Below are 25,147 nucleotides of genomic sequence, written 5' to 3' on the forward strand. Positions count from 1 at the left end.
ATAGGTATATAAGGCAAAATTCGGAGAGTGATGATATTGTTAGGAGAACGCTTAACCATACTACGCAAAAATAAGGGGCTTACCCAAGAAGCCTGTGCAAAAAAAATAGGCATACCCCGAAGCACATATTCCAACTATGAAAACGGAAAGAGAGAACCAGATATCGAAACCATACGGAAAATGGCCAGCTTTTTTGAAGTTTCTACTGATTTCTTGCTTGGATATACAAATATTCCACAAACAAAAAAAGCATCGGAAATGACAGAAGTAGAGATTGAAGAATTCATTCATAACCCTAAAATCCGTCCGAAGTATAAAGGCAGGGAGTTGACCAAAGAAGAAATTGAAAAGGTCTCAAAAATGCTTGAAGTGATCCTGGAGAGGATGGACAATGACCATAAAAAATAAAGGTTGATAAGCACAACCAATCTTGACCATAAGAAAAAATGGATAACCTTTGGGTTATCCAACTCGCCTCAACTTTTCGAACTTATCATGCAATTCTCCAATAAACCTTGTTTGACCAAATGTTCAATTAAAGGACCAATGTCTTCGCTAATATCAAGATCAAGTATTTGACATAAAAGGATCATTTGTTTCTTTAAATATTGGCTGTACAGGGCTATATCACGATCCGTTTTGCGAAACATGTTAATGCCCTCCTGGGTGCAGAAGATCAAGATTCTGCATAGAATCAACATAAATGGCAAAGTATCATTCTGCTGCTAATCAGAATTATAAATGAGAAATCAAATTAAATTCCGTCAAACCACACGTCACTTACCCTTGATTTTTGACGGGTTACTAGAAGGATTCACCAGTGCTGAAGAAGGGAACAAAGAGGAGGTATGCTGGTGAAAAATTCCTTGTTGCGCTCTGCAAGGAAGGAGAAGGGTTGGACACAGCAACAATTGGCAGACTTCGCTCAACTTTCACTTTCCACCATTGAACGAGCTGAACGCGGGGAACCGATCAGAGTAGACAGCATAGAGCGGATATGCAGATGCTTGCAAAAGACACCTGAACAATTAGGCTTATTGAGCAACTCAACTCCTGGAAAGTCTGCTGATCCACAATTACTGCATCAAGAACAATTTCATATGATCTCATGCGACGAATATTTATCCATTCTCGAGAATGAGATGAAGATTCGTTGGTCGTTGTACCATACAGGAGGAACAAATCTGACTTATCAAGGTTTGAAAAATTGGGTTCAACATATTTAGAATTATGCGAATTTATCGCGCGGCAACGAATTATATGAACGGGCATTAACATTACTTTCAATGGGTTATCAGCTGCAAGGGTCTGTGCTTCGAGATATGATGTGCTATTCAGAAGCGTATTTGGCACACAGAAAAGCGTTTCTTATCGCTCAGGGATTGTTCAATCCTGAATTAATAGCCTCCTCACTTGTACGTGAAGGGATTACACTGAATCAGCAAGAGCGCCCAGTAGAGGCCATCACCTGTTTTATGCGTGCTCTCGAAATCATCAAACACCTTGGATATGTCAAGTTGGAAGGATATATCTACCAGGCTTTCACAGAGGCTCAAGCGAAAACACAGCAATCAAAAGAAAGTTGGTACAGTATCGGGAACGCAGAGATGGCTTTTGAACAACAGACTGTTATTCCTGAACAAACCTTAACACGCTTCAATATATCTTCCCTTACAGCACAAAAGGGAGTTTATGCAATGTTCTTGCAAGAGTATAAAAACGCTGTTGATCAGCTCGACAAAAGCCTAGCGAATTATGATCCTACGCTTTTTCGGGGCCGTGCAAGATTGCTTGTACAAAAAGCAGAAGCTTATTATGAGCTCGGGATCCTTGATGCTTGTACTGACAACATACAAAATGCTTTTTCGCTTGCACGCTCAATTGGATCAAGTAAGATTATGAGTAGGGCCAAAACCTTGTATAGAAACCTGAAACAATCTAAATGGAGAAAGGAACGAGTCGTTGCCGATTTGAGCGACGTACTCGAGGAGTAAAATGAAAACAATATTTCTTTTTATCATGGTTGCCTTAATGTTGTGTCTGTTGGTAGCTTGGTTTGTCTTCTATGTGAAAGGAAGAAGATTTGCATTAAGAAATCGCCTGCAAAAAGCCGATGCGATCGTGGTTCTTGCCGGCACGCGAGGAAACATCAAATTTCTGGACAGTAAGATCTCGACTGCCGTCCGTTTATATCATCAGGGATGGGCCCCTTACCTAATCTGTAGCGGCAAGTTTAGCGCGAAAGTAGATGGAACAGAAAAACCAAAACTCATTCCTCTGAAAGAACTTCAAGCTGCTGCGAAGAACGGGCGCATTCAGGAAAAAGATATCATGAACGCAAGCAAGAACTGGGATGTTAATCTGGGAGCGCATTATATGCGCAGCAAAGCTTTGGCTATGGGCGTTCCCCCGGAAGCGATTCTAATCGAAGATGAGTCTTTGCACACTCGTGAAAATGCCGAGTATGTCCTCGATTTGCTGAAAAGATATCATTTATCCCATGTGATCTTGGTGACATCTCCATTCCACCAGTTGCGCACCTACCTTACTTTTGCCAAAGTCTTTCAGCCCCATGGCATAGAAATTACCAACTATTATGCTGATACGGGCGAGTGGCACCCCGCAACTTGGTTTCTGTCAAGAAAACACCGCAAACTGGTGAATAGTGAAAAAGAGCGAATTAAACTTTACAAAGCAAAGGGAGATCTTCTGTAGAAAGTGAACAATTCTAATCCTTTTACGAGAAATGTGTGAGGCAGATATTTTTCATAAAATAACAGAGTGGAACCATAAGTTTGTCAAAGCCAGGGAGATTTTGTTCTGACCCTGGCTTTTTTTGTTCTGTTCAGCCTTCTCCATGATCATGGTTTATGTAACTTTAGATGATATGTAAGCATAACCTTTTATCCGTGTCTGTCATGTTTATTCATTCAATCAATGATACGTTTATTATGTACCTAAGCCCGGACATCTTTTTCCTCGAAATGAAGAAAAAATGTATTGGTTGATTCATAATGAATCAATATAATAAGAATGTGAAAGGTGGTGATTTGAATATGAGACGCTTTGGTGATCCTGAACCGTTTGATGTGGTTGCTCTCAAAGATCCGTATGAGTTCGATCTGGATATCGATCCACCGAGTTCGTAAGGGAGTTGAAGTACGGCCATGCCACGAAAGAAAAAACTGATGGTCCGGATCCACCTTCGGCTCCGCTTTTTCAGGGACCTGAAAAAAAGGGTCGGACGGTCAAACCAAGTGCCGCTCGTCGTCAGGACGATCGAACTGCGAAGTCTGCGATATTGAGCTTAGAAAAAAGAACGGCTCCCTCCGATCATGATGGAGGGAGCAACGGAGAAAGAAATACTGATGTCTGATTATTATATCACATCACAGAGTGGATGATAACGGTGGTTGTGGGGATTTTTCAAATCGAATGGAGAACGTGGACATTGGGCCGATGCTAATTGGCATCGGGACCGCATCTGCCATGCGTCACTTAAATCTCGGTCGGCATAATAATCTGGGTATTGATCGACTCCAGTTCTCCTGAATTTTCGATTAGTCAGAAATGTTATGAGACAACTCCTGCTTCTCATATATTTCATACAAATTGTTTTGGGGTGGTGCAGAAAAAAATGAAACCTCGCAAACAGCGTGTTGAATTTTATGTGGTGAATAAGTGTGAAACCAAAACAAAAGAAGAAGTGGTCAACGCGCTACGAGCGAAAGAAAAAGTCATGAACATACTAATTGAATTAGCATTAGTGGAGTAAATCGAACTGGCTTGGCCAGTTTTTTCATTTTATACATGAAATCCACAATCACATCGGAGGAGGTTTACGGATGAAGGTTGCAGTATATGCGCGGGTGTCGACCGAGTTGCAAGCGTCAGAAGGAACGAGTCTCGAATCACAAATTGAGATGTGCATAAATAAAGCTCATTCTCTGGGATTGCATCATATTGAAATATACAAAGAAAAAGGAGTTTCTGGCGAGGATATCAATCGGCCGGAGATGGATCGTTTAAGGCAAGATGTAGCGGATGGCAAGATTTCGCATGTGATTTGTGTTCATCCTGACCGTCTGAGTCGGGATATGACAGATAAGCTGCTTGTATGCAGAGAGTTTGAACGCAAAAACGTCGAACTCATTTTTTGTGATACGGAATACCAAAATACACCGGAAGGGCAATTATTTTTTAATATGCAATCCGCTATCGCGCAGTATGAACTGTCCTTGATCAGGAAAAGAACAATTCGGGGTCGGTTAAGGGCGGTTGAAAAGCAGAAGAAAATTATGCCCATGCGCTGTGCTCCGTTTGGATACGACCTTGTCAATGGAAAATTGGTCATTAACGAAGAAGAAGCAAAGATCGTAAGGAATATTTATCAATGGTATGTACACGATCACTTAACCCTTCGGCAGATTGGAAACTGTTTGGTCCAACTGGGTGTAATGCCCAAGAGAAAAGAGAGTAAACATTGGCATCAGTCGTCAATTAACCGCATTTTAACGAATGAAATATATATCGGCATTTATCGGTACAACCGGCGAAAAACGAAGAAGTTGAAAGGGGAGAAAACGAAAAGCGGCAATCCCAAGAAAACCTATGATTATCGGGATGAATCACAATGGGTAAGCGTGGAAGTTCCCGCTATCATTGATAAAAGTTTATTTGGGTTGGCCCAAGAGCAACGCAGGAAAAACCTGACCAATTCGGGAAATGTCAAACATGAATATTTGTTGAAAGGCATGATTCGTTGTGGACATTGTGGACGGATCTGGAGCGGAACCACGTATACCGGTAGAAAAAACAAGCAAACAGGCAGAAGAGAAAAGTATCGATGCTACCGTTGTCCAAATAAAAATCCGAGAAAATACGGAGAGGGAGTGATGAAATGTCCAACCCAAACACTCCGGGCTGAACTGATTGAGGACTATATTTGGAATCTCATTCTTCAAATGTTGACTGATCGCGAGGAGATCCGTATTCAGATTGAGAAATCGCCGAACAGCTTGGACCACCAAATTAAAGATACAATCGAAGTGTTGAAAGAGAGAATCGACAAAAAGAAAAAAGAACGTGAAAAAGTCAAAATTATGTTTCGACGTGAACTGATTTCAGAAGAAGAGATGATCCAAGATCTAAGTGTGATCAATAAGGAATTAAAAGCATTGAAAACAGAAGTTGATAAATTGCAGAAACATTTGAGTGAAAATCTGAAAAATCAGGAAGCAAAAGAGCGCGTAAAAAAAGTAATGGCCTATCTAGAAAAATTGGTGAATTTCGAAACGGATGTACCCTTTGAAAAAAAACGAATGATTATCCAATCGTTAATAGACGAGATTATTCTTACCTTTAGCGAAAACAACGAGCAGTGTGAAATTACTTGTGTGGGATATCTGGATACGTTAATGGGACAGAAAATGTACATCGATTCGAGTCCACAACATCAAGAAATTTGAAAACACCGGGGAGGATAATGAGGATCTGATTTCCATCGGAACCATCGGTTTGATCAAAGCGATTGAATCGTACCAGCAGGGGAAAGGAACGAAGCTGGCAACCTATGCGGCAAGGTGTATTGAGAATGAAATCCTCATGCACCTGCGTTCGTTGAAAAAAGCGCGAAAAGATGTTTCCCTGCACGATCCGATTGGCACAGATAAAGAAGGCAACGAAATCACCCTGATTGATATTCTTGGCACAGAGCGGGATGATGTGGTGGAGACGGTTCAGTTAAAAATAGAGCGCAAGAACATATACAGCCATATCCACATTCTTGATGAGAGGGAGCAGGAAGTGATTCGTGCGCGGTTTGGACTGGGAGGGGAAAAGGAAAAAACGCAGCGGGAAATTGCCAAGGAGCTGGGAATTTCGCGTTCGTATGTGTCGAGGATCGAAAAGAGAGCTTTGATTAAGTTGTTTCATGAATTTTACAGGGTGGGGAATAATCGCGGAGGGGCTTCTCATGCCTAGAGGCTGAGTCTTTCCATCTTTCTTTTCATTTTTTTTGCGGTGTTTTCTTTTTATAAGAAGCCGCTTTTTTTGTGCCGGCAGGTTGTCCCTGTTTTACCGGATTTGCCGGAGGCTGAACAGGTATTTTATTCGTGAACACTTTGTTGCAATCTCGCAAAAAAGGATGAACTTGGGTCAAAGAAGTATATTATAGAATCAGTTCGTTTATGGCATGCCTTATTGCCTTCCAGGATCACCTTTGCAGAGGAGGGAGGGGAAGGGTGAATCGATATCAACATCGGAGTTGGCAAGCGGCTGTTGCTGCTTTGGGGGTATTGATCTTTCTGTCGGGATGTGGAAGCCCGATCGATGCCGCGGTAAACCGATTAAACGGAGCCAAGCAGGAACAGCCGGTTTTTCGGGCAATCGCCTTTCCAACGGATGAGCAAACACTGGCTCCGGGAGCATCCTATTCTCTTACCTTGTCAGGGATTACGCCGGCAAACCGCAAAGTGGAGCTGAATTCCGATCAAGTTTCCTATACGGTGAGCAATCCCGAAGTTGCACAAGTGGATTCCCAAGGGCGACTCACGGTAAGCAAACAGGCGAAGACGGGCTCATCCGTATGGGTGACGGCGGTATACAAGCAGACCAGGGCAACCATGCGCGTCAGGGTGATTGTTCCGTTAAAAGACACGATCAAGATCGATAGCAATGGACTGGCTGTGGTTACCAACCCGGCGGATTTGTCCGTTGTCGTAAATAAACACCGTAGTCTGCCGGCCGATTATGTTCCGGCTGATTTGATCCAGCCCAATATTCCGTTTGCGGGTCAGGGGGATCTGGAGAAGAAACACTTGCGCAAGGAAGCTGCCCACGCGCTGGAACAGCTGGTACAGGCAGCTGCGAAACAGAATCTTCATCTGGTCGGGATTTCGGGATATCGGTCTTATGCCCGGCAAAAGGCAATCTACGAAAACAATGTAAGAAAAAATGGGAAAGAAAGAACGTCACAATTCAGTGCTTATCCGGGACAAAGTGAACATGAAACGGGTTTGGCAATCGACGTTTCCAGCCCCAGCGCCCATCTGGCTTTGGATGAATCATTCGGGGAAACCAAAGAAGGAAAGTGGCTGGCCGAACATGCCGCCGAGTATGGGTTCATCATCCGCTATCCCAAAGGGAAAACACAGATTACGGGTTATGCGTACGAACCTTGGCACATCCGGTATGTCGGAAAAGAGATCGCCCAGGAAATCGCCCAGAAAGGAATTACGCTGGAAGAATATTTCCAAGGAAAATAGAGCATCCATTTACACATGGCTGCTCTGTTTTTTTATGTAGTAGAATGGTTGTTCAATCAAAAAAAGGGACCATTCCCTCAGGGGGGGATGATCCCGGCCGGTCGATTTGTTTAGAAACCGCAGGTAACGAGAACCGATTCATGCGGATGGATGGTAATGGTCCGAAGCCGTCCAAATGGGCGGCCGCAAGTGACCACGACCGAACTGTTGCCACATCTGATCCTGACGGCATCTCCTGGGCGAAGGTGAATCCTTCGGTGACGGGAAGTGGTTGATCTTCTGCATTTTACCAAAACAGACTGGTTGCGGCGCAAGTGAACGGTTCTGTTTTCGCGTCGGTGAGGGTGTAAAATGACGGTTCGCCTGCGGTGGTCATTGTGGTCATTGTGATCGTTATGATTATCATGATTGTTATGATTGTTATGATTGTGGCGGCGGTTATTTAAAGTTTGCATACAAACTCCCTCCTCTCTTTGAAATGTCATTCCGGGAAATCAGTGTCATTTCAATGGAATTAAGGCCAAAAACTCTTGTTGGCGCCATTTCTTCGTCTCTATTAATCTATGAGAAATCTGTTTTTTTGGTAGCGGCGGATTCCTATTTTTTGTTGAAAGATCAGAGAAGAGGGGAAGGAGGAGGGAAGATGAATTTTTCGTCTTTTTTTGGTATTGAAAAAATATCAGGAGGGATGAAATATTTTGTAATTTGCGTGTAATTTATTCGTAATTCTCCTGTTTATTATAGTCATTTTTAGCATTTTCGTTGTAAAATTAATCAAACTGTCATATTTCGTCCATTTATACAACACATTTCGTCATAAAATGAAAAGTGGCGATGTGATAGATTAATTTTGAACGAGCTATGTAAACCTGCGGATTAATCCTTTTGCGCAGGCTTACATACGAATTAATTTCCAATATTTATAATTTATGTATATATCGCGAAGCCTAACTTTTTCTGCTGCAACTGCGGATGAATGTCACTTCTTGAGCTTCGTCAGGAAAGGGTGAAAGCAAGCCATGTTTGGAAAAAAACTTCGCCGGTTGAAGCAGGCGGCCATCCTTCCCGGATTATTCCTGCTCTTAACCGGATGTGCCCCGATCAAATCCGGGGTTCTCAATCCGCAAGGGCCGGTCGCGAAAAAACAATTGGACCTGATCTTGTGGACTTCGGGTTTAATGCTCCTTATTTTTGTCGTGGTTGGGATTCTTTTCGTCTATATGCTTGTGAAATATAGAGCAAAGCCGGAAAACGAGGGTTATGAACCGCCCGAAGTGCATGAAAACAAATGGTTGGAAATGATTTGGACGGCGATCCCGATCGTGATCGTGGCGCTTATTGCAGTTCCTACCGTAACGATGACGTTTGATTTGGAGAAATCGCCGAGCCCTCACAAAAAACCGCTTGTAATTGAAGTGACTTCAGCCGATTGGAAATGGATTTTCAAATATCCGGAGCAAGGGATCGAAACAGTCAATTATGTGAAGATCCCCGCAGATGTTCCGATCCGGTTTGAATTGAACGCAGTTGGTGCGATGAACTCCTTCTGGGTTCCTGAGTTAGGCGGACAGGAGTATACCATGCCCGGTATGTCCATGAAATTATGGCTTGAAGCGGACAAGCCTGGTACCTATGTCGGCCGCAGTGCCAACTTCTCCGGTCGTGGATTTACTCATATGCAATTTGATGTCATTGCGCAAAAAGAAGCAGATTTCAACGCATGGGTTGAGCAGGTTAAGAAAACGGCACCAAAACAAACGGAGGCCCAATGGAAAAAACTTCTTCAACCCGGTCTGGTAGGGGAACAAACCTACTCTTCCTACCCGAAACTGAAAGAAGATCCAAACATGAACCATGACATGAAAGACATGGATCACGGTACTTCCGAGGCGAACTCCATGAATCATGACATGAGTGGGATGAACCATGGCATGGAAAATATGAACCATGGCTCCGAAACCATGACCCATATGGAGTGAATTCTGGTGAAAAGGAGGTAGGAGAAACATGAGCAGTTTATTTAGCTTTAAAATGCCGGATCACGGCTTCTTCGTAACCGGGGAGCCGATGATCTACATGGCTGACGTGTTGATCGTTCTGGTGACGTTGGGGATCATCTTCGTCCTCACCTACTTTAAGAAATGGCGTTGGTTGTGGGATGAATGGTTGACAACCGTCGATCATAAACGCATTGGGATTATGTATATCATCTCTGCGCTCCTCATGTTATTCCGCGGTGGGGTGGACGCGCTTTTAATGCGGACGCAACTGGCATGGCCGGGCTTGAATTTCCTCAACGCCCAACACTATGACGAAATCTTTACCACCCATGGTACGATCATGATTTTGTTCATGGCGATGCCGTTTATCGTCGGTTTGATGAACGTGGCAGTTCCGCTTCAGATCGGGGCCCGCGACGTTGCGTTTCCGGAACTCAACGCTGTCAGCTTCTGGCTGTTTTTCGCCGGGGCGATGTTGTTCAATATTTCATTTGTCATCGGTGGATCTCCGGACGCTGGATGGACCAGTTACACACCGCTTGCCGGAAATGAACTGGATCCGGGACCTGGAGAAAACTATTATTTGCTGGGATTGCAGATTGCCGGGATCGGTACGCTGATGACCGGGATCAACTTCTTGGTAACAATTATCAAAATGCGCGCACCGGGTATGACGCTCATGAAAATGCCGCTGTTTACCTGGTCGACCTTAATCACTTCTGTGATCATTATCTTTGCTTTCCCTGTTTTGACAGTGGCACTTGCCCTGCTCACGATTGACCGCCTGTTTGGTGCACACTTCTTTACGGTCACGGCCGGCGGTATGCCGATGATGTGGGCGAATCTGTTCTGGATTTGGGGACACCCGGAAGTTTATATCGTGATTTTGCCGGCATTCGGCATTTTCTCCGAAGTTATCAGTACGTTTGCTCGGAAACGTTTGTTCGGATACCGGGCGATGGTTTATTCGATGGTGGCGATCTCCGCACTCAGCTTTATCGTTTGGTTGCACCACTTCTTCACCATGGGACAGGGACCGTGGATCAACTCGTTCTTTGGTGTCTCGACGATGCTGATCGCGATTCCGACCGGGGTCAAAGTGTTCAACTGGCTGTTAACCCTTCACAAAGGGCGGATTGAGTTTACCCAGCCGATGTTGTGGGCACTTGCCTTTATTCCCAGCTTCCTGATCGGTGGAGTGACCGGTGTGATGCTCGCCGCAGTACCGGCAGACTATCAATACCACAACAGCTACTTCCTGATCAGCCACTTCCACTATGTGCTGATCGGCGGTACAGTTTTCGGCTGCTTTGCCGGACTTACCTACTGGTGGCCGAAAATGTTCGGGCACAAGCTGGATGAACGTCTGGGCAAATGGGCATTCTGGGTCTTCAATATCGGGTTCCACCTCTGCTTCATTCCGATGTACCTCGTCGGACTGCAAGGAATGACCCGCCGCATTTACACGTATCCGGCCGAAACCGGATGGGGTCCGATCAACATGGTGGAAACAATCGGTGCCTTTATCATGGGGATTGGCTTCCTCATCTTCTGTTACTGCGTCTACTACAGCGCACGCTTCGGTGAGCGCGATGTGACTGGCGATGCCTGGGACGGCCGCACGTTGGAGTGGTCCTTATCCTCTCCGGCACCACACTACAACTTTGCGCACATCCCGAAAGTGGAGGCGCTCGACGCTTGGTGGCACATGAAGAAGGAGAAAGGCAAAAAGAAAGAAAAACCGGAACCCTACAAACCGATTCATATGCCGAACAATACGGGAATGCCGATTGTCATGTCCGCGTTTATGTTTGTTGCCGGTTTTGGCTTTGTTTTCGAATGGTATCTGCTGGCCATCGGCGGACTGATCGGTGTGCTCCTCTGCATGCTGTGGCGTTCGTTTAACGACTATGACTCCCACCATTATGTATCGGTGGAGGAAATCAAAAAACACGAAATGGCGAGTTAAAACCAATCATCATGCGGTAAGGAGGATGTCAGGATGGCTGCAATAAGCGAAAAGGCCACCTCCTCCGGCCCCTTGGAGTACTCAACGGAAGAAGGAAGCCTGAAGATTTTTGGCTTCTGGATTTTCCTGGGGGCGGAGATCGTTCTGTTTGCGACGCTGTTTGCCACATACCTGGTTTTGCACGGGCAAACGGCCGGAGGTCCTACTTCCAAAGAGCTGTTTGAAGTACGGGATTTCATGATTGAAACGTTGCTGCTGTTGACAAGTAGTTTTACCTGCGGCTTGGCCGTGCTGGAAATGAGAAAAGGAAATAAAAAGGGCTATATGGCCTGGATGGCGATCACGCTTCTCCTTGGCCTCGGATTTCTCGGCATGGAGATCCGTGAGTTCGTCGCTTATATATCGGAGGGGGCAGGTCTTTCCCGAAGCGCATTTTTGTCCGGTTTCTTCATTCTGGTGGGTACGCACGGTGCCCACGTCAGCCTCGGGGTTCTCTGGATCTTGTGTGTCATGGCCCAAATTGCCAAACGCGGCTTTACTCCGATGACTGCGCGTAAAGCGTTCATTACGGGATTGTATTGGCACTTCCTCGATGTGGTCTGGATCTTCATCTTTACAGCCGTATATTTGACAGGGGTGGTGACCTGATATGGAACAAACACAGCATCATTCACCAAAGCATCATATTATCGGGTTTATCTGGTCGTTGCTCCTTACCTTTGCGGCTCTCTGGGTCACATTAAAAGCGCCGATTCCCGTGGGTTTGCGCTTGACGATTATCGTGATTCTGGCCATTTTCCAGTTTGTCGTTCAATTGGTTTACTTCATGCACATCAGTGAAGGGGACAGCAAAGTGTTCCAGATCATCAATCTGCTCTACGGCATTTTTGTTGCGGTTGCAACGGTGGCCGGTTCGATCTGGATCATGCTCTACAATACAATGTGAGTGAAACCCAAGGCTCGTTTTGATGCGGGCCTTGGGTTTTTTTATGCATGTGCTTGATTTGATTATATTATATCACGAAAAAAACAAACTTGTCTGTTTTATTACGATTTTTTTCAAGATTGTTACATGTGGATAACGCTTATGTTTCGATATGACATAACTGATTTTTCGGCATGATGTGTAAACGGAATTCCCCATTGGTTCTGAAGCGGTCCGCTATGATTTCTTTCTAAAAATAAAAGGAGGAAAGAGTCCGGGCTCCAACCTCCTCCGATTTTCGGTCATCATTTCATTGATCATCAAGAGTAAAATATCTGAACCAGCAAAACGAGATTGAACGCGATGATAATGACGGCGACGAGCCAGGCGAGTATTTGCAGCCAGCGGGGATTGGCGAAGCTTCCCATTTTGCTTTTGTCACCGGTAAACTTGATCAGCGGGACAATGGCAAACGGCAATTGCAACGAGAGAATCACCTGGCTCAGAACCAGCAGATCCATGGCTCCTTGCGCCCCGTACAAAGCGGTCATGATTGCAGCCGGTATGATGGCGATCAGCCGTGTAATCAGACGGCGCAACCACGGTTTTAACCGGAGATCAAGGAAACCCTCCATAACGATCTGTCCGGCCAAAGTGCCGGTCAAGGTGGAATTTTGCCCCGATGCGAGCAGGGCCACGCCGAATAAAATGCTGGCGGCGGAGGTGCCCAATATCGGGCTTAATAATTGGTAGGCCTTGCTGATATCATCCACAACCATGCCGAAGCTGTGGAAGCTGGCCGCCGACAGAATCAGAATCGCCGCATTGATAAACAGGGCAAAGAACAAGGCGGCCGTTGTATCGAGGGTGGCAAAGCGGATCGCCGCTCTTTTTCCGTCCGTCGTATGGGGGACGGCTCGCGTTTGCACAATGGATGAATGAAGATAAAGGTTGTGCGGCATCACCGTAGCACCCAAGATACCGATGGCAATATAAAGCATATCGGGATTGGTAATGATTTGGCTGCTTGGCACAAACCCTTTGGCGATTTCGTGCAATGTGGGATGGGCCAACGCCAGTTCCACGGCGAAACAGAGAAAGATTACCACCATAAACGAAACGACGATCGATTCAATATAGCGAAACCCTTTGTTTTGAAGGAGCAAAATCAGAATAATGTCAACTGCTGTCAACAGAACGCCGATTAGCAGCGGAATATGAAACAGCAGTTGCAGGGCGATCGCAGTTCCCAGCAGTTCGGCCAGGTCGCAGGCAGCAATCGCCAGTTCACACAAGACCCAGAGGAAAAGGGATACCGGCCTGGAATAATGATCGCGGCATGCCTGTGCCAGATCCCGACCGCAGACAATGCCCAATTTGCCGGCGAGTGTCTGCAATAAAATGGCCATCAGATTTGAGAGCAGAATGACAAAGAGCAGTGGGTAGCCAAAGGTGGAACCGCCGGCGATGTCGGTTGCCCAATTGCCCGGGTCCATATAACCGACCGCCACCAGATAACCGGGGCCGACAAAAGCGAGGAATTTGCGAAACCAGGAACCTTTGGCCGGAACCGGAAGAGAACGGTGAACTTCCGGCAGACTGGGAATGGTCCGTTCTTTTTTCCACCCTCCCCAATCCATCCGCATCATCGAATTCTTCATCTTGACACACTCCTCTTCTATTTTATGTACGGAGCCATTATTTTTGCATAAGGGCAAAATTTGCGGTAAAAAATAGAACCAAATCTCATTTGGCCGATAAGGACAGAATGGCTATACCCAATCACTTGAATGAAGGATCTTTCCAAGAGGTGTTTCATGCCCTCTGTTTTTTGCTTATGGTTAAATTGTAGAGGGAGGCTAAAAAAGTTTCCCTTATACAAATAATAAAAGGAAATAGTTATTTATTCAATCATTATTTTTAGAAGGGATTCGATTTTACCTACATAAAGCGTTTGTTTCTATTTTATGGGTAAAGGAGAAAAGTGTTCCATGTCGTGATTTTTTGCATGTCTTGAATTAAAAGCAAGACACTAGCATTGAAGAGAGGAGAGATGAAGATGAGAACTATCGGCATTTATTTATTTTTATTGGTCACGTCCCTTCTGTTCATTGTCGGAATTGATTTGGCGATCGGGTTTCCCTTGGGGGAATCGATCGAAAAAATGTTTTATCCGTTTGAGATGATGGATTATATGGCCATTTTTTTAACGGTTTCGTTTTTGGTTTATCCGCTAGTGCGCAGCCTGATTTGGTGGGGGATGAATCTGGTCAGATGAACGGGCACGTTTCTTTTTGATCCATCCGATCAAGAACAACAAGAGCGGAATAACCGTTTGCATGGGTAAATGCAGGTAGCGGGGCACAAAATATTCCCCTTCGCTCAGATGTTCAGCAATATTGGCCCCGATAAATTGGGAGAGGACAAATAAGATGGCACCGATCGGTGTCACTAACTTTTTTTGCTCTCCTTTAAACAGATCAGTTGCTCCGATTACAGCGCTCATTAAAAAGAGCGCGATTTTAAAGAAGCCACCGATGACCAAGATGACGATCGCCAAACTGTCGAGACGCTGCAAAAAGTAAAGCAGGTTGACCTTGCCTAGCGAGCTCAATAAAGGAAAAGTGGAACGGGATGTCACTTCATGCCCCAGTACACCCACCATCACAGCCAGGATCAAGGATAAAAGCAATCCGCTGAAGATCATGGTTATCGCGGTGATTTTATACAGCGATTGATTGGTTTGCACATAAGGGTACAGCATGTTGAACAGAATGATTTCTCCATACGGGAACGTATAGACGAGAGGATAAGCTGTTTTTACAATAAGCATGGGGTCTTCGGCAACGGGTAAAATTCGGTCCGGATTAAATACGTTGGTAATGAACAAAACAGCAAGAATGGAAAAGATGCTCAGAATATAGATCATGCCGAAAATCTCTCCGGTCTTCCCCAAATTTTCGAGTCCATGGCTTAAAACATAGACTATACAGATCATAATAAAAGCACTAATGGCAGAGAGAGGGGTATAGTTTAGCAAAGCTGTTTTCAACAGATCAGAAAGATCGCGCAACACCCTGCTTCCAACATAAATAAAGTAGAGAACGTAGAGAAGGGCAAGCGGCCAGCCAAGCCATTTTCCCAATATTTTTCGAATAACCCCGGTTAAGGGCACATCGGGATGAAGTTGATGCAATTTGATATGCAGCCAGAGTAAAGCAAGGCCGCCAACCAACGCGGCCAATATGGCAATCCATGCATCCTGCTTAGCTTGAATTCCCAGACTGACGACGATGCTGCTGCCCAATTGTTGCAGCAGAATGAGAAAGATAAGCTGTGTGTGGGTACATTTATTCTTTGTCATGTTCTCTCCCTTTCTCCTATTTGAACTCATAAGGTTTTTTTCGCAAGCCCGAGTCTGTGATGGTGACAAAGATATCGAGGTTTACTTTCGCTTTGGTAAACAAATCGTCCCAATGGTTTTTCAGTTTGTTCCAAGATTGTGGGGAGGCGCGGTGGATGGCCTGACCAAATCCGAAAACATCGGTCTTGACCTGCTTGGCAGCATGAATCGCACTTTGGATGACTTCGCCAATCTTTTTGGCAGACTGTTTTCCCAGCATACTGAGGACTTTTGGATCTTCAAAATTGAGGGGGCAATCGGTTTCTTTTATATCGCCATTGGTCCGAACCGTAATATGAAAAGTGGGGGTTCCATGGACCATACTCGCTTCTACTTTTGTTTTGGAATAATTAATTTGAATCGCTACTTTACTGGGCTTGTTTTTACAATTAATGCTAAATGTTCCGTGTTTCATTTTGTCCAAGAGAAATATGGTCCCGATCGCGGCAGAGTTATTGATCCAACTCACAAGTTTATCCTTTTTAAACAATCCCATTTTTGAGATAGCAAGCAGAGGCGGCGAGGTTGATTGGAACGACTGCTGCTCGGTTGCTTTCTTTCCGTTATTGGATAATTCGACGCCGCTTAAAACTAAATCGATTCCTGGTGTTGATAAGATGCTAACAACGTCGTTTTCAGTGAGATTCAAGGCTTTACTCGGTGTCCCTTCTGTTATTAAAACTTTTTGAGCTAAGTTGTAAGCAGGGATCTGATCAAGCGGAGTGAGAGCGCTGATGACGTTTTCCGCTGTTGTCCCGCGGGCAATTAAAACTGGAACATTGATGCGCCCTTCCATAGAGCGTTCCTTTGCATCAAAGATTGAAGCAATTCCTTTGCGCGCCAAAGCTTCGCCGATCACGATGATTTGTGTATGAGAGAAGTTCATGTGTCGGCTGATCTTATTGGATGCATTTTGAATGGCTTCAATGATATTATTGCCCTCTCCTGTATAAACCGTGATAGGAGAACCTCCCTTTCCACCTCCGCCGATAGGCTGTTGAACTATATTATTAGGATTCATGACTTGAAATGTTAAGCGATAAGGATAGTGCCTGCCTTGGTCGTACCCGACCGCGGTCACAAAGGATAGCTCATTTAATTCAAAGTAATTCCAACATCCGGAGATCGGAAAGGTCAGGCACATGATCAGGCCCAGCTGGATGAGCCTTAGCTTTTTACCATTTAATCTCATCCTGATCCATCCTCTTCTTTGCTAGGTCGGCCATTGCGCAAACGGTATTTGGCTATCATGTTTTTCTTCAGCGGGTGAAGATCAGCCGGCCGTTTTCTGATCATCCATAGGGGAAGGCGAATAAAGGTGTCTCCCCATGCTTTTAGGTTGAGCGGTGAGAACGGCTCTAAATAAGGGACGCCGAAGGAACTTAGCGAATTCATGTGCGAGATCATCGCGACCAGCCCTAACGTAATGCCGAGCATCCCGAACGTAGCGGCCAGAATCATCATCACGAAGCGGATCAGCCGGGCCGTGATTGCCAGCTCATAGGAAGGATTGACGAAGCTGGCCAGTCCCGTGATCGCTACGACGATGACCATGGCTGGTGTAACTAAACCCGCAGATACAGCTGTTTGCCCCAGCACAATTGCTCCGACAATGGTGATCGCAGTACTTAATACCCGCGGAGCGCGAATTCCCGCTTCCCGTATCACTTCAAACATTAATTCCATTATTATCGCCTCAAACAGGGTGGGGATCGGTACATTTTCGCGCTGCGCCGACAGATTGATTAGGAGCGAAGTAGGTAACATCTGCGGATGATGCGTGATCAGGGCCACGTAGAGAGAGGGAAGAACCAACGATACAAAAAAAGAGACAAAGCGGACCAAACGAAGAAAACTGGCAATATCATATCGTTGGTAATAATCTTCGCTGGCCATAAAGAGATGTCTGAATGAAGAAGGAACGACCAGTGCGAAAGGGCTGTTATCTACCAGGATGGCGACACGCCCGTCCATCAAATTCCCACAAATATCATCGGGTCGCCCTGATGTAAGAACGGTCGGAAACGGAGTAAAGGTCTTTTCTTCAAGAAAACTTTCGATATAACCGGATTCCAACACACTGTCTATATCAATTTCTTTCAGTCGTTTCAGTACATCATTGACAATTTTGGGATTGGCGATCCCTTCTATATGCAAAACAAAAATCTTCGTGTGCGTAAAATGACCAAGATCCAGAGATTTCACTTTTAGATGAGGGCTGCGGATACGGCGGCGAATAAGGGATAGATTGACTTTTATCGATTCGGTAAAGCTGTCCAGAGGGCCGCGGATGACGGATTGTGCCGTCGGCTCTGAAATTGGCCGCGACTTCTCGCTCGCAGTGGAACAGGAAATAGCTTTTTTCCATCCGGTACCGACCAGCACCGCATTGCCGGATAAAATCGATTTGATGATTTTTTCCTTTGTCTCGAGAATGGCGATTTTTCCGATGCTCAAAGCGCGATTTTTGACCATATCAAATGACAGTGCTTCATCGTCGAATTCCTTCGGGAGCAACCCGGAGGCTAAGGTGAGGGATTTAATCACCCATTCATCGATTACTTTTTCGTCTACCAGACATTCTAAATAAATGATCCCGAATCGGGTTTCATTGTTATTCCCGGCGGAAAAAGTGCGGATTACGAAATCGGGGCTTTCGCTAAATTCTTGTTTGATGTAGCTAAAGAGTTGATCCAATGACGGATCAATCGGTTCGTTTTGGTTTTTCTTGGTGCCAGAGGCCGGTTGCCGGTTCCGGTATCGGGAAAAGAACATGGATTATCACCCAGCCTTTTACTATGATAAAAATAGTGTTTTTCATTTTTTATTTTGCTATTCCGGTTTATGGGAAATCAGGTATGTTGATTAATGATATACGGGATGTAGACGGGGGGGGATTTTTTAACGTCCATTGTCGTCTTCGCACAGAGCACAAGCACCAAACGCAGGGGAAAACGCGGGCAAATATTTGAGCGAACGCAAGTTTTGCCCGCCCCCGAAGTTTGGTGCAGAAGTGGTTTTCATTGCTTCCGCGCAATGCGACAAGAGACAGAGACCCAAAAATCCACTCCAAATCTTCCGGAATAATGCACATCAATACGCCTGTACATATGGAATTAACTGTCTAAAGTTTAGTTAATATAAAAACAGGGAATCAAACTAGGGCACTTCGGTTTCTGACTGGATGGAGTGCCGGTTTAAGTTAAAAAAAGGTAATCGGAGGGATACATATGGCAAAACACCTCGCTGATACAACCGTCCTGGCCAACGGTGTGAAAATGCCCTGGCTCGGTTTGGGGGTATGGAAAGTACAAGAAGGCTCCGAAGTGGAAAATGCGGTCAAAGAAGCGATTAAATTGGGTTATCGCAGCATTGATACCGCGGCGGCTTACCAAAATGAAGAAGGTGTGGGCAAGGCGATTAAAGAATCCGGTGTAAACCGCGAAGATTTATTTGTGACCACAAAAGTGTGGAACGCGGATCAAGGCTATGATTCCACCCTGCGGGCATTTGAAACGAGCCTGAATAAACTGGGACTGGAATATGTGGATCTGTACCTGGTGCATTGGCCGGTAAAGGGAAAATACAAAGAAACTTGGAAAGCGCTGGAGAAGTTGTATAAAGAAGGCCGCGTACGGGCCATCGGTGTCAGCAACTTCCAAGTGCATCATTTAAAAGATTTGCTTGCAGATTGTGAAGTAAAACCGATGGTAAACCAAGTGGAGTTTCATCCGTACTTGACGCAAAAAGAGCTGCGCGCCTTCTGCAAGGAAGAGCAGATTCAGCTGGAAGCCTGGAGCCCGCTGATGCAAGGGGAAGTGGTAAATGTGCCGGAAATAAAAGAGCTGGCTGAAAAATACGGGAAAACTCCGGCGCAAATCGTCTTGCGGTGGGATCTTCAGCACGGCGTCGTCACGATTCCAAAATCGGTCAAAGCACATCGGATTAAGGAAAATGCCGACGTGTTCGATTTTGAATTGTCAGCGGAAGACATGGCTAAACTGGACGCTCTCAACAAAGATCATCGCTTCGGACCCGACCCGGACAATTTCAATTTCTGAGTCCCGCTTAAAAACCCCGGTATTGTACCGGGGTTTTTACATGATTTCCATCCAGTAACCCTTTTGCCAGCACAACATGGCACTCCGGTTTTCCGGTGACAGGATCAGCGAGGTGCTGTTTCCTTTCGCCCGGATGTTGCAGCTGTGAATGCAAAATGGCTTTGTGGACAGCGAGATCAGGGTCAGGGTTTGTCCTTCGATAATTCCGTCGGGAAGGGCATTTGCTCCGGAATCTTCCATCCGTCCCGAAAAAGTCAAGGAAAGGCCGTTTCCTCTCAAAAATATGTCTTCATAGGTTAATGACCACCCGGATTTCAAGTCTGTCAAGGAACATTCCTGATCTGAACGGACGTGACCGAGCGACCCGGCCAGACCCTTTTTCACATCCGGTTTGGGTATTGCGCCGAAAAGTGTAAGGTTGGGAGAATCCGTGACGGTTAATCCGTCGATGGAGAAAAGGCGGTATCCTCCCACAGCGTTTCCCTCGATCAGATATTTCTCGATATGATGCACGGTCAGATCGCGGATCAGGAGATTTTTGCCGGTTCCATGCTGAATATACAGGGCAGAGAAACAATGGCTCAGGGTGACGTTTTGCAGGTGGATGCTGTCGGAGGGGGAGAGTTGTCTTGAGGGGCCGGTATGGGCGAGAATAATTCCTCGTCTCAGCCCTTCCCCGCGAATCCCCTCCAGTGTCATATCCACTCCGACGGGCAAAAGGCGGATGGCGCCGTTATCCTGACCGGGGGTATAGGAACCGCCTTCGCCGTAACGGGCGAGAAAGTTGGAGATTCGTCCGGAGACGGGGCATTTGAGCCAAACCCCGAAACCATAACCGGCCAAATCGGATGGATTTCGATCCCGATGCCATCGGCAATCCAAAATTTGGATGTTGTGATGGAAAAGAGAGAAAGGATCCGGGACGCCTTGGGATTCGGCGACGAATCCGGAGGAGCGGGACCGGATGGCTTGACATTGCCGGAAGGTGATATCGGAACACCATCCGTTGTGGGAGATCAGAAAGGAGACTCCTTGTCCCTCATAATCGGTGACGTTTTCGACCAAAGCATCGAATGTTCCTTCCAAATCAACCGAATGGCGCATCTTCCAGGTAATTCCGTCCCGGATGATCACATGGTTGTTTCCGCCGTAAAACTGGATTCCATACCCCTGTCCTGAGCCGATCTGTTGCGGATTGCGCAGGTGAAAGCGCTCCACCGTAACGTAAAGGCTGCGCCGCACCTGGATGCCCGATTCAACGCTGCGTTCCCCGTCCAGGCCGCTGACGCGAAAATTGCGCATATGTTTGGCCCAGATTCCAAAACCGCAGACGGCTCCTTCTTTCAAGCGATAGCGGAAGTTTTCGACAGTCACATGGTCCAGCGGTTCGATTTTTACCAGGTTTCGCCCGGTTCTGGATATGGTTTTGGGCAGGCGGACGAAATCTTTCAGCACGATTTCCGTATGTTTTTCCGCAGGTTGAACCGCCGCGATTTCATGGGTTTCTGCATTGACTTCTGCCTGATGGTCCGAGTGGCGGCAGGTATCGTCAACAAGGAGGATCATGTCGCCGGTCTGTAAATCACATGCGCTGCCTGCGATCATCACACTGCGGTCACCGCGTGCGGCCGGAGCAGCCAGAACGTAGCCGCACGGGCTTTCCTTCCCCGCATATTTCAAAAGATAGCGGGTGGATGTGTCGGTTGCTTCCAACAGCGCCACTCCTTCAAAGCGGAGGGATACGGCTTTGCCGATCTCAATTTCCTTCACGAAATAATGACCGTCGGGGATGATGAGCAAGCCACCGTCCGGAACAGCCTCGATTGCCCGGCGAAAGCGGGGGGTATCGTCGCTTTCCCCTTCGCATCGCGGAAACTGGTCCAGATGGCAGATCCGTCTGATTGAGTCTGCTTCCATATACTCACCCCTGTCTTGACAGTTATATAAGTATATTGGTGAAAAGAAGGGGTAATCCTCTCACGGAAAGCGATCGTGTCCCGTCGGTGATAAAAGTGAAGTGAAATCGGGAGGGGAGTGGAAATCACTTTAAGAAGCAGCGGGGAAAGATCCTGGGGAAGCGGGAAAAATTTCTCATCTGTGTTATGCCATAGCCGGCCGCATTTCAGCACGGCCAAAAGCAGACTTTGAAATTCCTGAGAAATAATTTGACCGTCTTATCCTCCTTGGCAGACGCTGTTTTTATTAAAAAAGAGGGATGATTACGATGAAAGCACTCAGCCGGATATTTCGTTTTCTTTCATTGCTCGGACGTTCTTTTGGGCATTCACGTTATGGACATTAATTTTTCATTTTGCGGCAAAAGGGATCAGGAAATATGAATCAAGGTAATTAGATAGAGGCTTTGACATAGCTTGCTCGGTCAACGCCCCTGACCGCGGCTCTGACTAGTGACAATAGATGTGCTAACAAATCCCTCTTTGCTCCAATCAATACATTGCGGCAGGAGGATGGTTAAACTCCGGCAGACTAATTGTCGGGGCTTTCTCATTTTATGCAATAGTCAGATAATATTAAAATTAATAGTAGACTTTTCTGGCAGTTGTTGTTTCTGCAATGGTTGGAATACCAGATTAACCATTGTTGAGGATTCAGGCGGGCTGTACGATGACGGTGCTCCAGCTTGCCAAAAGGGTATAGAGTGCTGAAAACTTCGACCGCTGACAATGCGAAGCGTTGGAATACAGGGCGAGGGAGAAAGCGATTTTAAGGATCAGAAGGGGAACGGGGATAATCCTAAAAGAGTGTGAAGAAAACCAAGGTTGGAGGTAGTATTATGGAGATGCTTAAAAAACAGAATGTTATCATTATTATGTCCGTACTTAATATTTTGAGTGGGCTTATGTTGCTTGGATCTTCAGTCTTCGTCTTATTCGGCGATGACATTTTCAAAGAAAGTGTGGCTGAAGCATCAAAAGCTTATGCGGCATTTTTCTGGGTTGCACTTTTTTATACAATAGTGACTCTGTATTATTCGCTCCCCAAACAAATAAAAGTATATACTAACGTATGTGGATGGATTTTTACCGTTTTGGGCCTTTTCTGTATATGGGTTGCCGTTCATGACTGGTCAAACGGCTTGGCAAATGGAGATGATCCTCTTACTGTTCTTTTTATTCCAGGATTTATCTTTATTTTCATAGGGTTATTGTGTCTAATATCCCGAATTGATCTGAAAGAGAGTAAGAGCGGGTAATTCTTTTCCCATCCTCTGCCGTCCGCTCTGCGGATTTTCCCGTCAGCTTCAGATTCTATCTCAAGGCGGGCAATCATGTTTGTCCGGTAATTGTATATTATCCTGTTTCTGGATTGGGAGAATACTTGAAATGAAAAGGTGAGGAAATGCTTGTGATACTTGAATTGAGTCAAAGAAAAGATTTGTTTGATGAAGCTGTCGGTGTATTTTGGAAACAATGGGGAAATAAACGAAACTACAAGTTTTATCAAGATTGTATGTTTCATTCGTGCCAGACTGAAGATGAAATCCCCAGATTTTACGTTGCGCTGCAGAACGAATCGATTATTGGCACATACGCGTTAATCCGAAACGATCTTAACAGTCGTCAAGATCTATACCCTTGGCTTGCTTGTCTATACGTCGATCAGGAGCACAGAGGGAAAAGAATGGGTTCCCGCCTTCTTGAACATGCCGTTCAAGAGACTTATAAAAAAGGATATGAGAAACTTTATTTAGCTACTGATCTGGAAGGTTATTATGAAAAATATGGGTGGACTCATATAACAGAAGCATATGGTATTCATGGCGGGTCAATAAAGGTATACGAAAAATCGACAAAGCAACATCGTAGCTTAACAAAATGACTTCAAGGCAAGTCTCTTTTCTGTTTTTTGACCAATTGAGAATAAAATCGCTCTACACCTGCCACTGCCCTTGAAAAGGAGGCTACCCAATTGCCTGGGTAGCCTGTTTGTTTCGGGGTGATTTGGTTCTGTGCGCAATTCTTTATTCGTATCGACAATCAATTTTATGTCAAGCTGATGAATATTACGAAAGAAAAAATTGGAATCAATATTTAATCTGACGTATGCCGGTTGCCGTCCAAATGGATCTGGAATTTCTGGATGCGAAAGGGTTATTCCGCTTATCTCCGTTTGAAACCGGATGTTTTGTCTGTATCTTGAGATAACTTCAACTGGATTTGCCATCAGAATTCTTAAGTTCAACGCGAACCTGGTTTCCAATAACATGTGCTTGGATGCGGCTGTAGGAAGGCCGTTTTTGTCTTTGCCACGACTCCCGCCAACTGATCAAGACGTTTGTATACCTCTGGTCTGTGGCGAGCAATCGATGATGACTTAAAGAGATCAATGCAAACCCTGCCTGACTGCTATAACCGATGAAACTCCCGTGCTCCGGATGGTTCGCAGTAGTCAGACCGTCGGGAGATATCGCCAGTAAGTACGCCCGAAGGTCATCGCCGACTTCTGGAAAAGGAGGAGTTGCCGGATTCAGATGGAGAAAGCGATTAACCCAATTGGAATCAAAGGATTTTTTCATCCATGATGAACTGACCCACCACGGATTCTCTCCTTCTCCCGCCCAATGAGCATGAATCGAAGCACCGAAAAACTTCTCCGGTGTTTTTTCAGTCATGGCAATGAAGGAGCCGGGAATCACATCATCTGCTTTAAGTTCACCGTTCACTTTTATCAACCGGACTACGACATTGGTGTCCGCTATCGGAAGCACTTGGAATGGAGATACGATCCAACCTCCTTCTTTCAATTGATGTTTCCACGCTTCCGGAAGTTGATCGGGGGTTGTCCAAGCCACAATACGATCATACGGGGCATCAGCTTCCCAGCCTTTTCGCCCATCCTGTGTTTCGAATTGCACATGATGTATATTTTGCTTTTTAAACATCTGACGAGCACGAGCAGTGAGTTCAGGTTCAACATCAACTGAGACAACCCTGCCATTGGAACCTGCAAGGGAGGCTAACAGAGCGGTACTATATCCCGAACCGGTTCCGATCTCCAACACTCGTTGCCCGTTTTGTACATCTAACAATTCAAGGCTGGCACGGATTGCATCATCAGATGAAATCTGTGGAATCAGGCTCCCGTCCTCCTTTCGTACAAACTTTTCACGGTTTACGCGCTCAAACGCTTCCGCAATCGTAGTCATTTTGTTCCTCCTCTCTGCCGGTCTGGATGAACCGATGATATGATCTTTTTCACGTTTCATTTTGAATTCCTCTATTTTTTGTCGGAATCACAAATATAAGAAGCGGGTCGTTGCTCTGCGATGTAGAAGAGGGAGGAGAGGGGGATTGCAGGATTTTTTTCCTTTGGTGAAATGGGAATGGGGGTGGAAAGGGCGGGATCAAACAGAGACTGCCGGCAGCCGCGTTTTTGCAAGAGAAAAGTAGCTAAGATGAAAATTGCGGTTTCTTAAATTGGATTTGATCACAGGGGTGGATGATGGAGAAGGGGTGATTGAATCATGCCGGGAGCCCGAAGAGGGAAATTGCCGAGAACATGA

Annotated in this window: 24 protein-coding genes; 16 read left to right on the top strand and 8 right to left on the bottom strand. The window is 45.7% G+C overall.

Annotated features, from left to right (window positions below; all coding sequences use genetic code 11):
- The first annotated feature begins 36 nt into the window (after positions 1-36).
- Positions 37-408, top strand: coding sequence for a helix-turn-helix domain-containing protein (locus I8U18_RS01350; RefSeq protein WP_198055271.1), 372 nt, complete (start codon positions 37-39; stop codon positions 406-408).
- A gap of 68 nt (positions 409-476) precedes the next feature.
- Here I8U18_RS01350 and I8U18_RS01355 read toward each other — a convergent pair whose 3' ends face one another.
- Positions 477-650: a hypothetical protein gene (locus I8U18_RS01355; protein ID WP_198055272.1), complete on the bottom strand. Its 174-nt coding sequence runs from the start codon at positions 648-650 to the stop codon at positions 477-479.
- Positions 651-854: 204 nt separating this feature from the next.
- On the opposite strand from I8U18_RS01355, the gene I8U18_RS01360 reads away from it, so the two are divergent.
- The 7 genes from I8U18_RS01360 to I8U18_RS01390 all read left to right on the top strand — a co-directional run bounded on the left by I8U18_RS01360 (position 855) and on the right by I8U18_RS01390 (position 7,265).
- Positions 855-1,226, top strand: a complete 372-nt coding sequence (locus I8U18_RS01360) for a helix-turn-helix domain-containing protein (RefSeq protein ID WP_198055273.1) — start codon at positions 855-857, stop codon at positions 1,224-1,226.
- Between the two features lie 60 nt (positions 1,227-1,286).
- On the top strand, positions 1,287-1,994 hold the full coding sequence (locus tag I8U18_RS01365; RefSeq protein ID WP_198055274.1) for a tetratricopeptide repeat protein: 708 nt from the start codon (positions 1,287-1,289) through the stop codon (positions 1,992-1,994).
- Between the two features lies 1 nt (position 1,995).
- Entirely contained in the window at positions 1,996-2,715 is a 720-nt protein-coding gene (locus I8U18_RS01370; RefSeq protein WP_198064409.1) for a YdcF family protein, read from the top strand.
- Between the two features lie 922 nt (positions 2,716-3,637).
- Positions 3,638-3,775, top strand: a complete 138-nt coding sequence (locus I8U18_RS01375; RefSeq protein WP_198055276.1) for a hypothetical protein — start codon at positions 3,638-3,640, stop codon at positions 3,773-3,775.
- Positions 3,776-3,845: 70 nt separating this feature from the next.
- A complete protein-coding gene (locus tag I8U18_RS01380) occupies positions 3,846-5,468 on the top strand; it encodes a recombinase family protein (protein WP_198064410.1) in 1,623 nt (540 codons plus the stop codon).
- Complete coding sequence (sigK, locus tag I8U18_RS01385; protein ID WP_198055356.1) at positions 5,440-5,982, top strand: RNA polymerase sporulation sigma factor SigK; 543 nt, start codon at positions 5,440-5,442, stop codon at positions 5,980-5,982. The genes I8U18_RS01380 and sigK overlap by 29 nt, the downstream gene beginning before the upstream one ends.
- Positions 5,983-6,242: 260 nt before the next feature.
- Positions 6,243-7,265: a D-alanyl-D-alanine carboxypeptidase family protein gene (locus I8U18_RS01390; RefSeq protein WP_052154359.1), complete on the top strand. Its 1,023-nt coding sequence runs from the start codon at positions 6,243-6,245 to the stop codon at positions 7,263-7,265.
- A gap of 110 nt (positions 7,266-7,375) precedes the next feature.
- Here I8U18_RS01390 and I8U18_RS01395 read toward each other — a convergent pair whose 3' ends face one another.
- Complete coding sequence (locus I8U18_RS01395; protein WP_198064411.1) at positions 7,376-7,720, bottom strand: hypothetical protein; 345 nt, start codon at positions 7,718-7,720, stop codon at positions 7,376-7,378.
- A 564-nt stretch (positions 7,721-8,284) separates the two neighbouring features.
- On the opposite strand from I8U18_RS01395, the gene qoxA reads away from it, so the two are divergent.
- The 4 genes from qoxA to qoxD are packed head-to-tail and all read left to right on the top strand — an operon-like array spanning position 8,285 to position 12,180.
- Complete coding sequence (qoxA, locus tag I8U18_RS01400) at positions 8,285-9,244, top strand: cytochrome aa3 quinol oxidase subunit II (protein ID WP_198055278.1); 960 nt, start codon at positions 8,285-8,287, stop codon at positions 9,242-9,244.
- Positions 9,245-9,296: 52 nt separating this feature from the next.
- Entirely contained in the window at positions 9,297-11,234 is a 1,938-nt protein-coding gene (gene qoxB / locus I8U18_RS01405) for a cytochrome aa3 quinol oxidase subunit I (RefSeq protein WP_232336283.1), read from the top strand.
- A 33-nt stretch (positions 11,235-11,267) separates the two neighbouring features.
- Entirely contained in the window at positions 11,268-11,882 is a 615-nt protein-coding gene (gene qoxC / locus I8U18_RS01410) for a cytochrome aa3 quinol oxidase subunit III (RefSeq protein WP_198055279.1), read from the top strand.
- A gap of 1 nt (position 11,883) precedes the next feature.
- Complete coding sequence (gene qoxD, locus I8U18_RS01415) at positions 11,884-12,180, top strand: cytochrome aa3 quinol oxidase subunit IV (protein WP_033101794.1); 297 nt, start codon at positions 11,884-11,886, stop codon at positions 12,178-12,180.
- Between the two features lie 299 nt (positions 12,181-12,479).
- On the opposite strand, the gene I8U18_RS01420 is transcribed toward qoxD, so the two are convergent.
- Positions 12,480-13,820 (bottom strand): Nramp family divalent metal transporter, encoded by a 1,341-nt coding sequence (locus I8U18_RS01420; RefSeq protein WP_033101793.1) that lies wholly within the window; start codon positions 13,818-13,820, stop codon positions 12,480-12,482.
- A gap of 398 nt (positions 13,821-14,218) precedes the next feature.
- Here I8U18_RS01420 and I8U18_RS01425 point away from each other — a divergent pair, with 398 nt between their 5' ends.
- Positions 14,219-14,437, top strand: coding sequence for a YczF family membrane protein (locus tag I8U18_RS01425; RefSeq protein WP_198055281.1), 219 nt, complete (start codon positions 14,219-14,221; stop codon positions 14,435-14,437).
- Here the strand turns inward: I8U18_RS01425 and I8U18_RS01430 are convergent.
- Genes I8U18_RS01430 through I8U18_RS01440 form a run of 3 tightly spaced genes read right to left on the bottom strand, consistent with a single transcriptional unit; the run spans position 14,393 to position 18,337 of the window.
- Positions 14,393-15,523: a GerAB/ArcD/ProY family transporter gene (locus I8U18_RS01430; protein ID WP_198064413.1), complete on the bottom strand. Its 1,131-nt coding sequence runs from the start codon at positions 15,521-15,523 to the stop codon at positions 14,393-14,395. The genes I8U18_RS01425 and I8U18_RS01430 overlap by 45 nt on opposite strands.
- Before the next feature lie 16 nt (positions 15,524-15,539).
- A complete protein-coding gene (locus I8U18_RS01435) occupies positions 15,540-16,754 on the bottom strand; it encodes a Ger(x)C family spore germination protein (protein WP_198064414.1) in 1,215 nt (404 codons plus the stop codon).
- Positions 16,751-18,337: a spore germination protein gene (locus tag I8U18_RS01440; protein ID WP_198064415.1), complete on the bottom strand. Its 1,587-nt coding sequence runs from the start codon at positions 18,335-18,337 to the stop codon at positions 16,751-16,753. The genes I8U18_RS01435 and I8U18_RS01440 overlap by 4 nt, the downstream gene beginning before the upstream one ends.
- Positions 18,338-18,792: 455 nt before the next feature.
- Between I8U18_RS01440 and I8U18_RS01445 the strand changes: the two genes are divergently transcribed.
- Complete coding sequence (locus I8U18_RS01445) at positions 18,793-19,623, top strand: aldo/keto reductase (protein WP_033101790.1); 831 nt, start codon at positions 18,793-18,795, stop codon at positions 19,621-19,623.
- Positions 19,624-19,659: 36 nt separating this feature from the next.
- Here the strand turns inward: I8U18_RS01445 and I8U18_RS01450 are convergent, their stop codons facing one another.
- Positions 19,660-21,540 carry a right-handed parallel beta-helix repeat-containing protein gene (locus I8U18_RS01450; RefSeq protein WP_198064416.1) on the bottom strand — a complete coding sequence of 627 codons (1,881 nt, stop codon included), beginning with the start codon at positions 21,538-21,540 and terminating at the stop codon, positions 19,660-19,662.
- Positions 21,541-22,417: 877 nt separating this feature from the next.
- On the opposite strand from I8U18_RS01450, the gene I8U18_RS01455 reads away from it, so the two are divergent.
- Together I8U18_RS01455 and I8U18_RS01460 are read left to right on the top strand one after the other, a co-directional pair.
- Entirely contained in the window at positions 22,418-22,837 is a 420-nt protein-coding gene (locus tag I8U18_RS01455) for a hypothetical protein (protein ID WP_033101788.1), read from the top strand.
- Between the two features lie 146 nt (positions 22,838-22,983).
- Positions 22,984-23,463: a GNAT family N-acetyltransferase gene (locus tag I8U18_RS01460; protein ID WP_033101787.1), complete on the top strand. Its 480-nt coding sequence runs from the start codon at positions 22,984-22,986 to the stop codon at positions 23,461-23,463.
- 328 nt (positions 23,464-23,791) lie between these two features.
- On the opposite strand, the gene I8U18_RS01465 is transcribed toward I8U18_RS01460, so the two are convergent.
- A complete protein-coding gene (locus I8U18_RS01465) occupies positions 23,792-24,850 on the bottom strand; it encodes a protein-L-isoaspartate O-methyltransferase family protein (RefSeq protein WP_255518396.1) in 1,059 nt (352 codons plus the stop codon).
- Positions 24,851-25,147 lie beyond the last annotated feature (297 nt).

The sequence above is a fragment of the Thermoactinomyces sp. CICC 10522 genome, assembly GCF_016055075.1.
GTDB classification, from domain to species: Bacteria; Bacillota; Bacilli; order Thermoactinomycetales; family Thermoactinomycetaceae; genus Thermoactinomyces_A; species Thermoactinomyces_A daqus.

Excerpts from the sequence above, each read along its gene's own strand:
- I8U18_RS01425 (WP_198055281.1), top strand. The coding sequence starts at position 14,219 with ATGAGAACTATCGGCATTTATTTATTTTTATTGGTCACGTCCCTTCTG.
- qoxC (WP_198055279.1), top strand. The coding sequence starts at position 11,268 with ATGGCTGCAATAAGCGAAAAGGCCACCTCCTCCGGCCCCTTGGAGTAC.
- I8U18_RS01460 (WP_033101787.1), top strand. The coding sequence starts at position 22,984 with ATGCTTGTGATACTTGAATTGAGTCAAAGAAAAGATTTGTTTGATGAA.
- I8U18_RS01395 (WP_198064411.1), bottom strand. The coding sequence starts at position 7,720 with ATGCAAACTTTAAATAACCGCCGCCACAATCATAACAATCATAACAAT.
- I8U18_RS01440 (WP_198064415.1), bottom strand. The coding sequence starts at position 18,337 with ATGTTCTTTTCCCGATACCGGAACCGGCAACCGGCCTCTGGCACCAAG.
- I8U18_RS01435 (WP_198064414.1), bottom strand. The coding sequence starts at position 16,754 with ATGAGATTAAATGGTAAAAAGCTAAGGCTCATCCAGCTGGGCCTGATC.
- I8U18_RS01375 (WP_198055276.1), top strand. The coding sequence starts at position 3,638 with ATGAAACCTCGCAAACAGCGTGTTGAATTTTATGTGGTGAATAAGTGT.
- qoxB (WP_232336283.1), top strand. The coding sequence starts at position 9,297 with ATGCCGGATCACGGCTTCTTCGTAACCGGGGAGCCGATGATCTACATG.
- I8U18_RS01455 (WP_033101788.1), top strand. The coding sequence starts at position 22,418 with ATGGAGATGCTTAAAAAACAGAATGTTATCATTATTATGTCCGTACTT.
- I8U18_RS01355 (WP_198055272.1), bottom strand. The coding sequence starts at position 650 with ATGTTTCGCAAAACGGATCGTGATATAGCCCTGTACAGCCAATATTTA.
- qoxA (WP_198055278.1), top strand. The coding sequence starts at position 8,285 with ATGTTTGGAAAAAAACTTCGCCGGTTGAAGCAGGCGGCCATCCTTCCC.
- I8U18_RS01445 (WP_033101790.1), top strand. The coding sequence starts at position 18,793 with ATGGCAAAACACCTCGCTGATACAACCGTCCTGGCCAACGGTGTGAAA.
- I8U18_RS01380 (WP_198064410.1), top strand. The coding sequence starts at position 3,846 with ATGAAGGTTGCAGTATATGCGCGGGTGTCGACCGAGTTGCAAGCGTCA.
- I8U18_RS01465 (WP_255518396.1), bottom strand. The coding sequence starts at position 24,850 with ATGAAACGTGAAAAAGATCATATCATCGGTTCATCCAGACCGGCAGAG.
- I8U18_RS01365 (WP_198055274.1), top strand. The coding sequence starts at position 1,287 with ATGGGTTATCAGCTGCAAGGGTCTGTGCTTCGAGATATGATGTGCTAT.
- I8U18_RS01420 (WP_033101793.1), bottom strand. The coding sequence starts at position 13,820 with ATGAAGAATTCGATGATGCGGATGGATTGGGGAGGGTGGAAAAAAGAA.
- I8U18_RS01450 (WP_198064416.1), bottom strand. The coding sequence starts at position 21,540 with ATGGAAGCAGACTCAATCAGACGGATCTGCCATCTGGACCAGTTTCCG.
- qoxD (WP_033101794.1), top strand. The coding sequence starts at position 11,884 with ATGGAACAAACACAGCATCATTCACCAAAGCATCATATTATCGGGTTT.
- I8U18_RS01370 (WP_198064409.1), top strand. The coding sequence starts at position 1,996 with ATGAAAACAATATTTCTTTTTATCATGGTTGCCTTAATGTTGTGTCTG.
- I8U18_RS01430 (WP_198064413.1), bottom strand. The coding sequence starts at position 15,523 with ATGACAAAGAATAAATGTACCCACACACAGCTTATCTTTCTCATTCTG.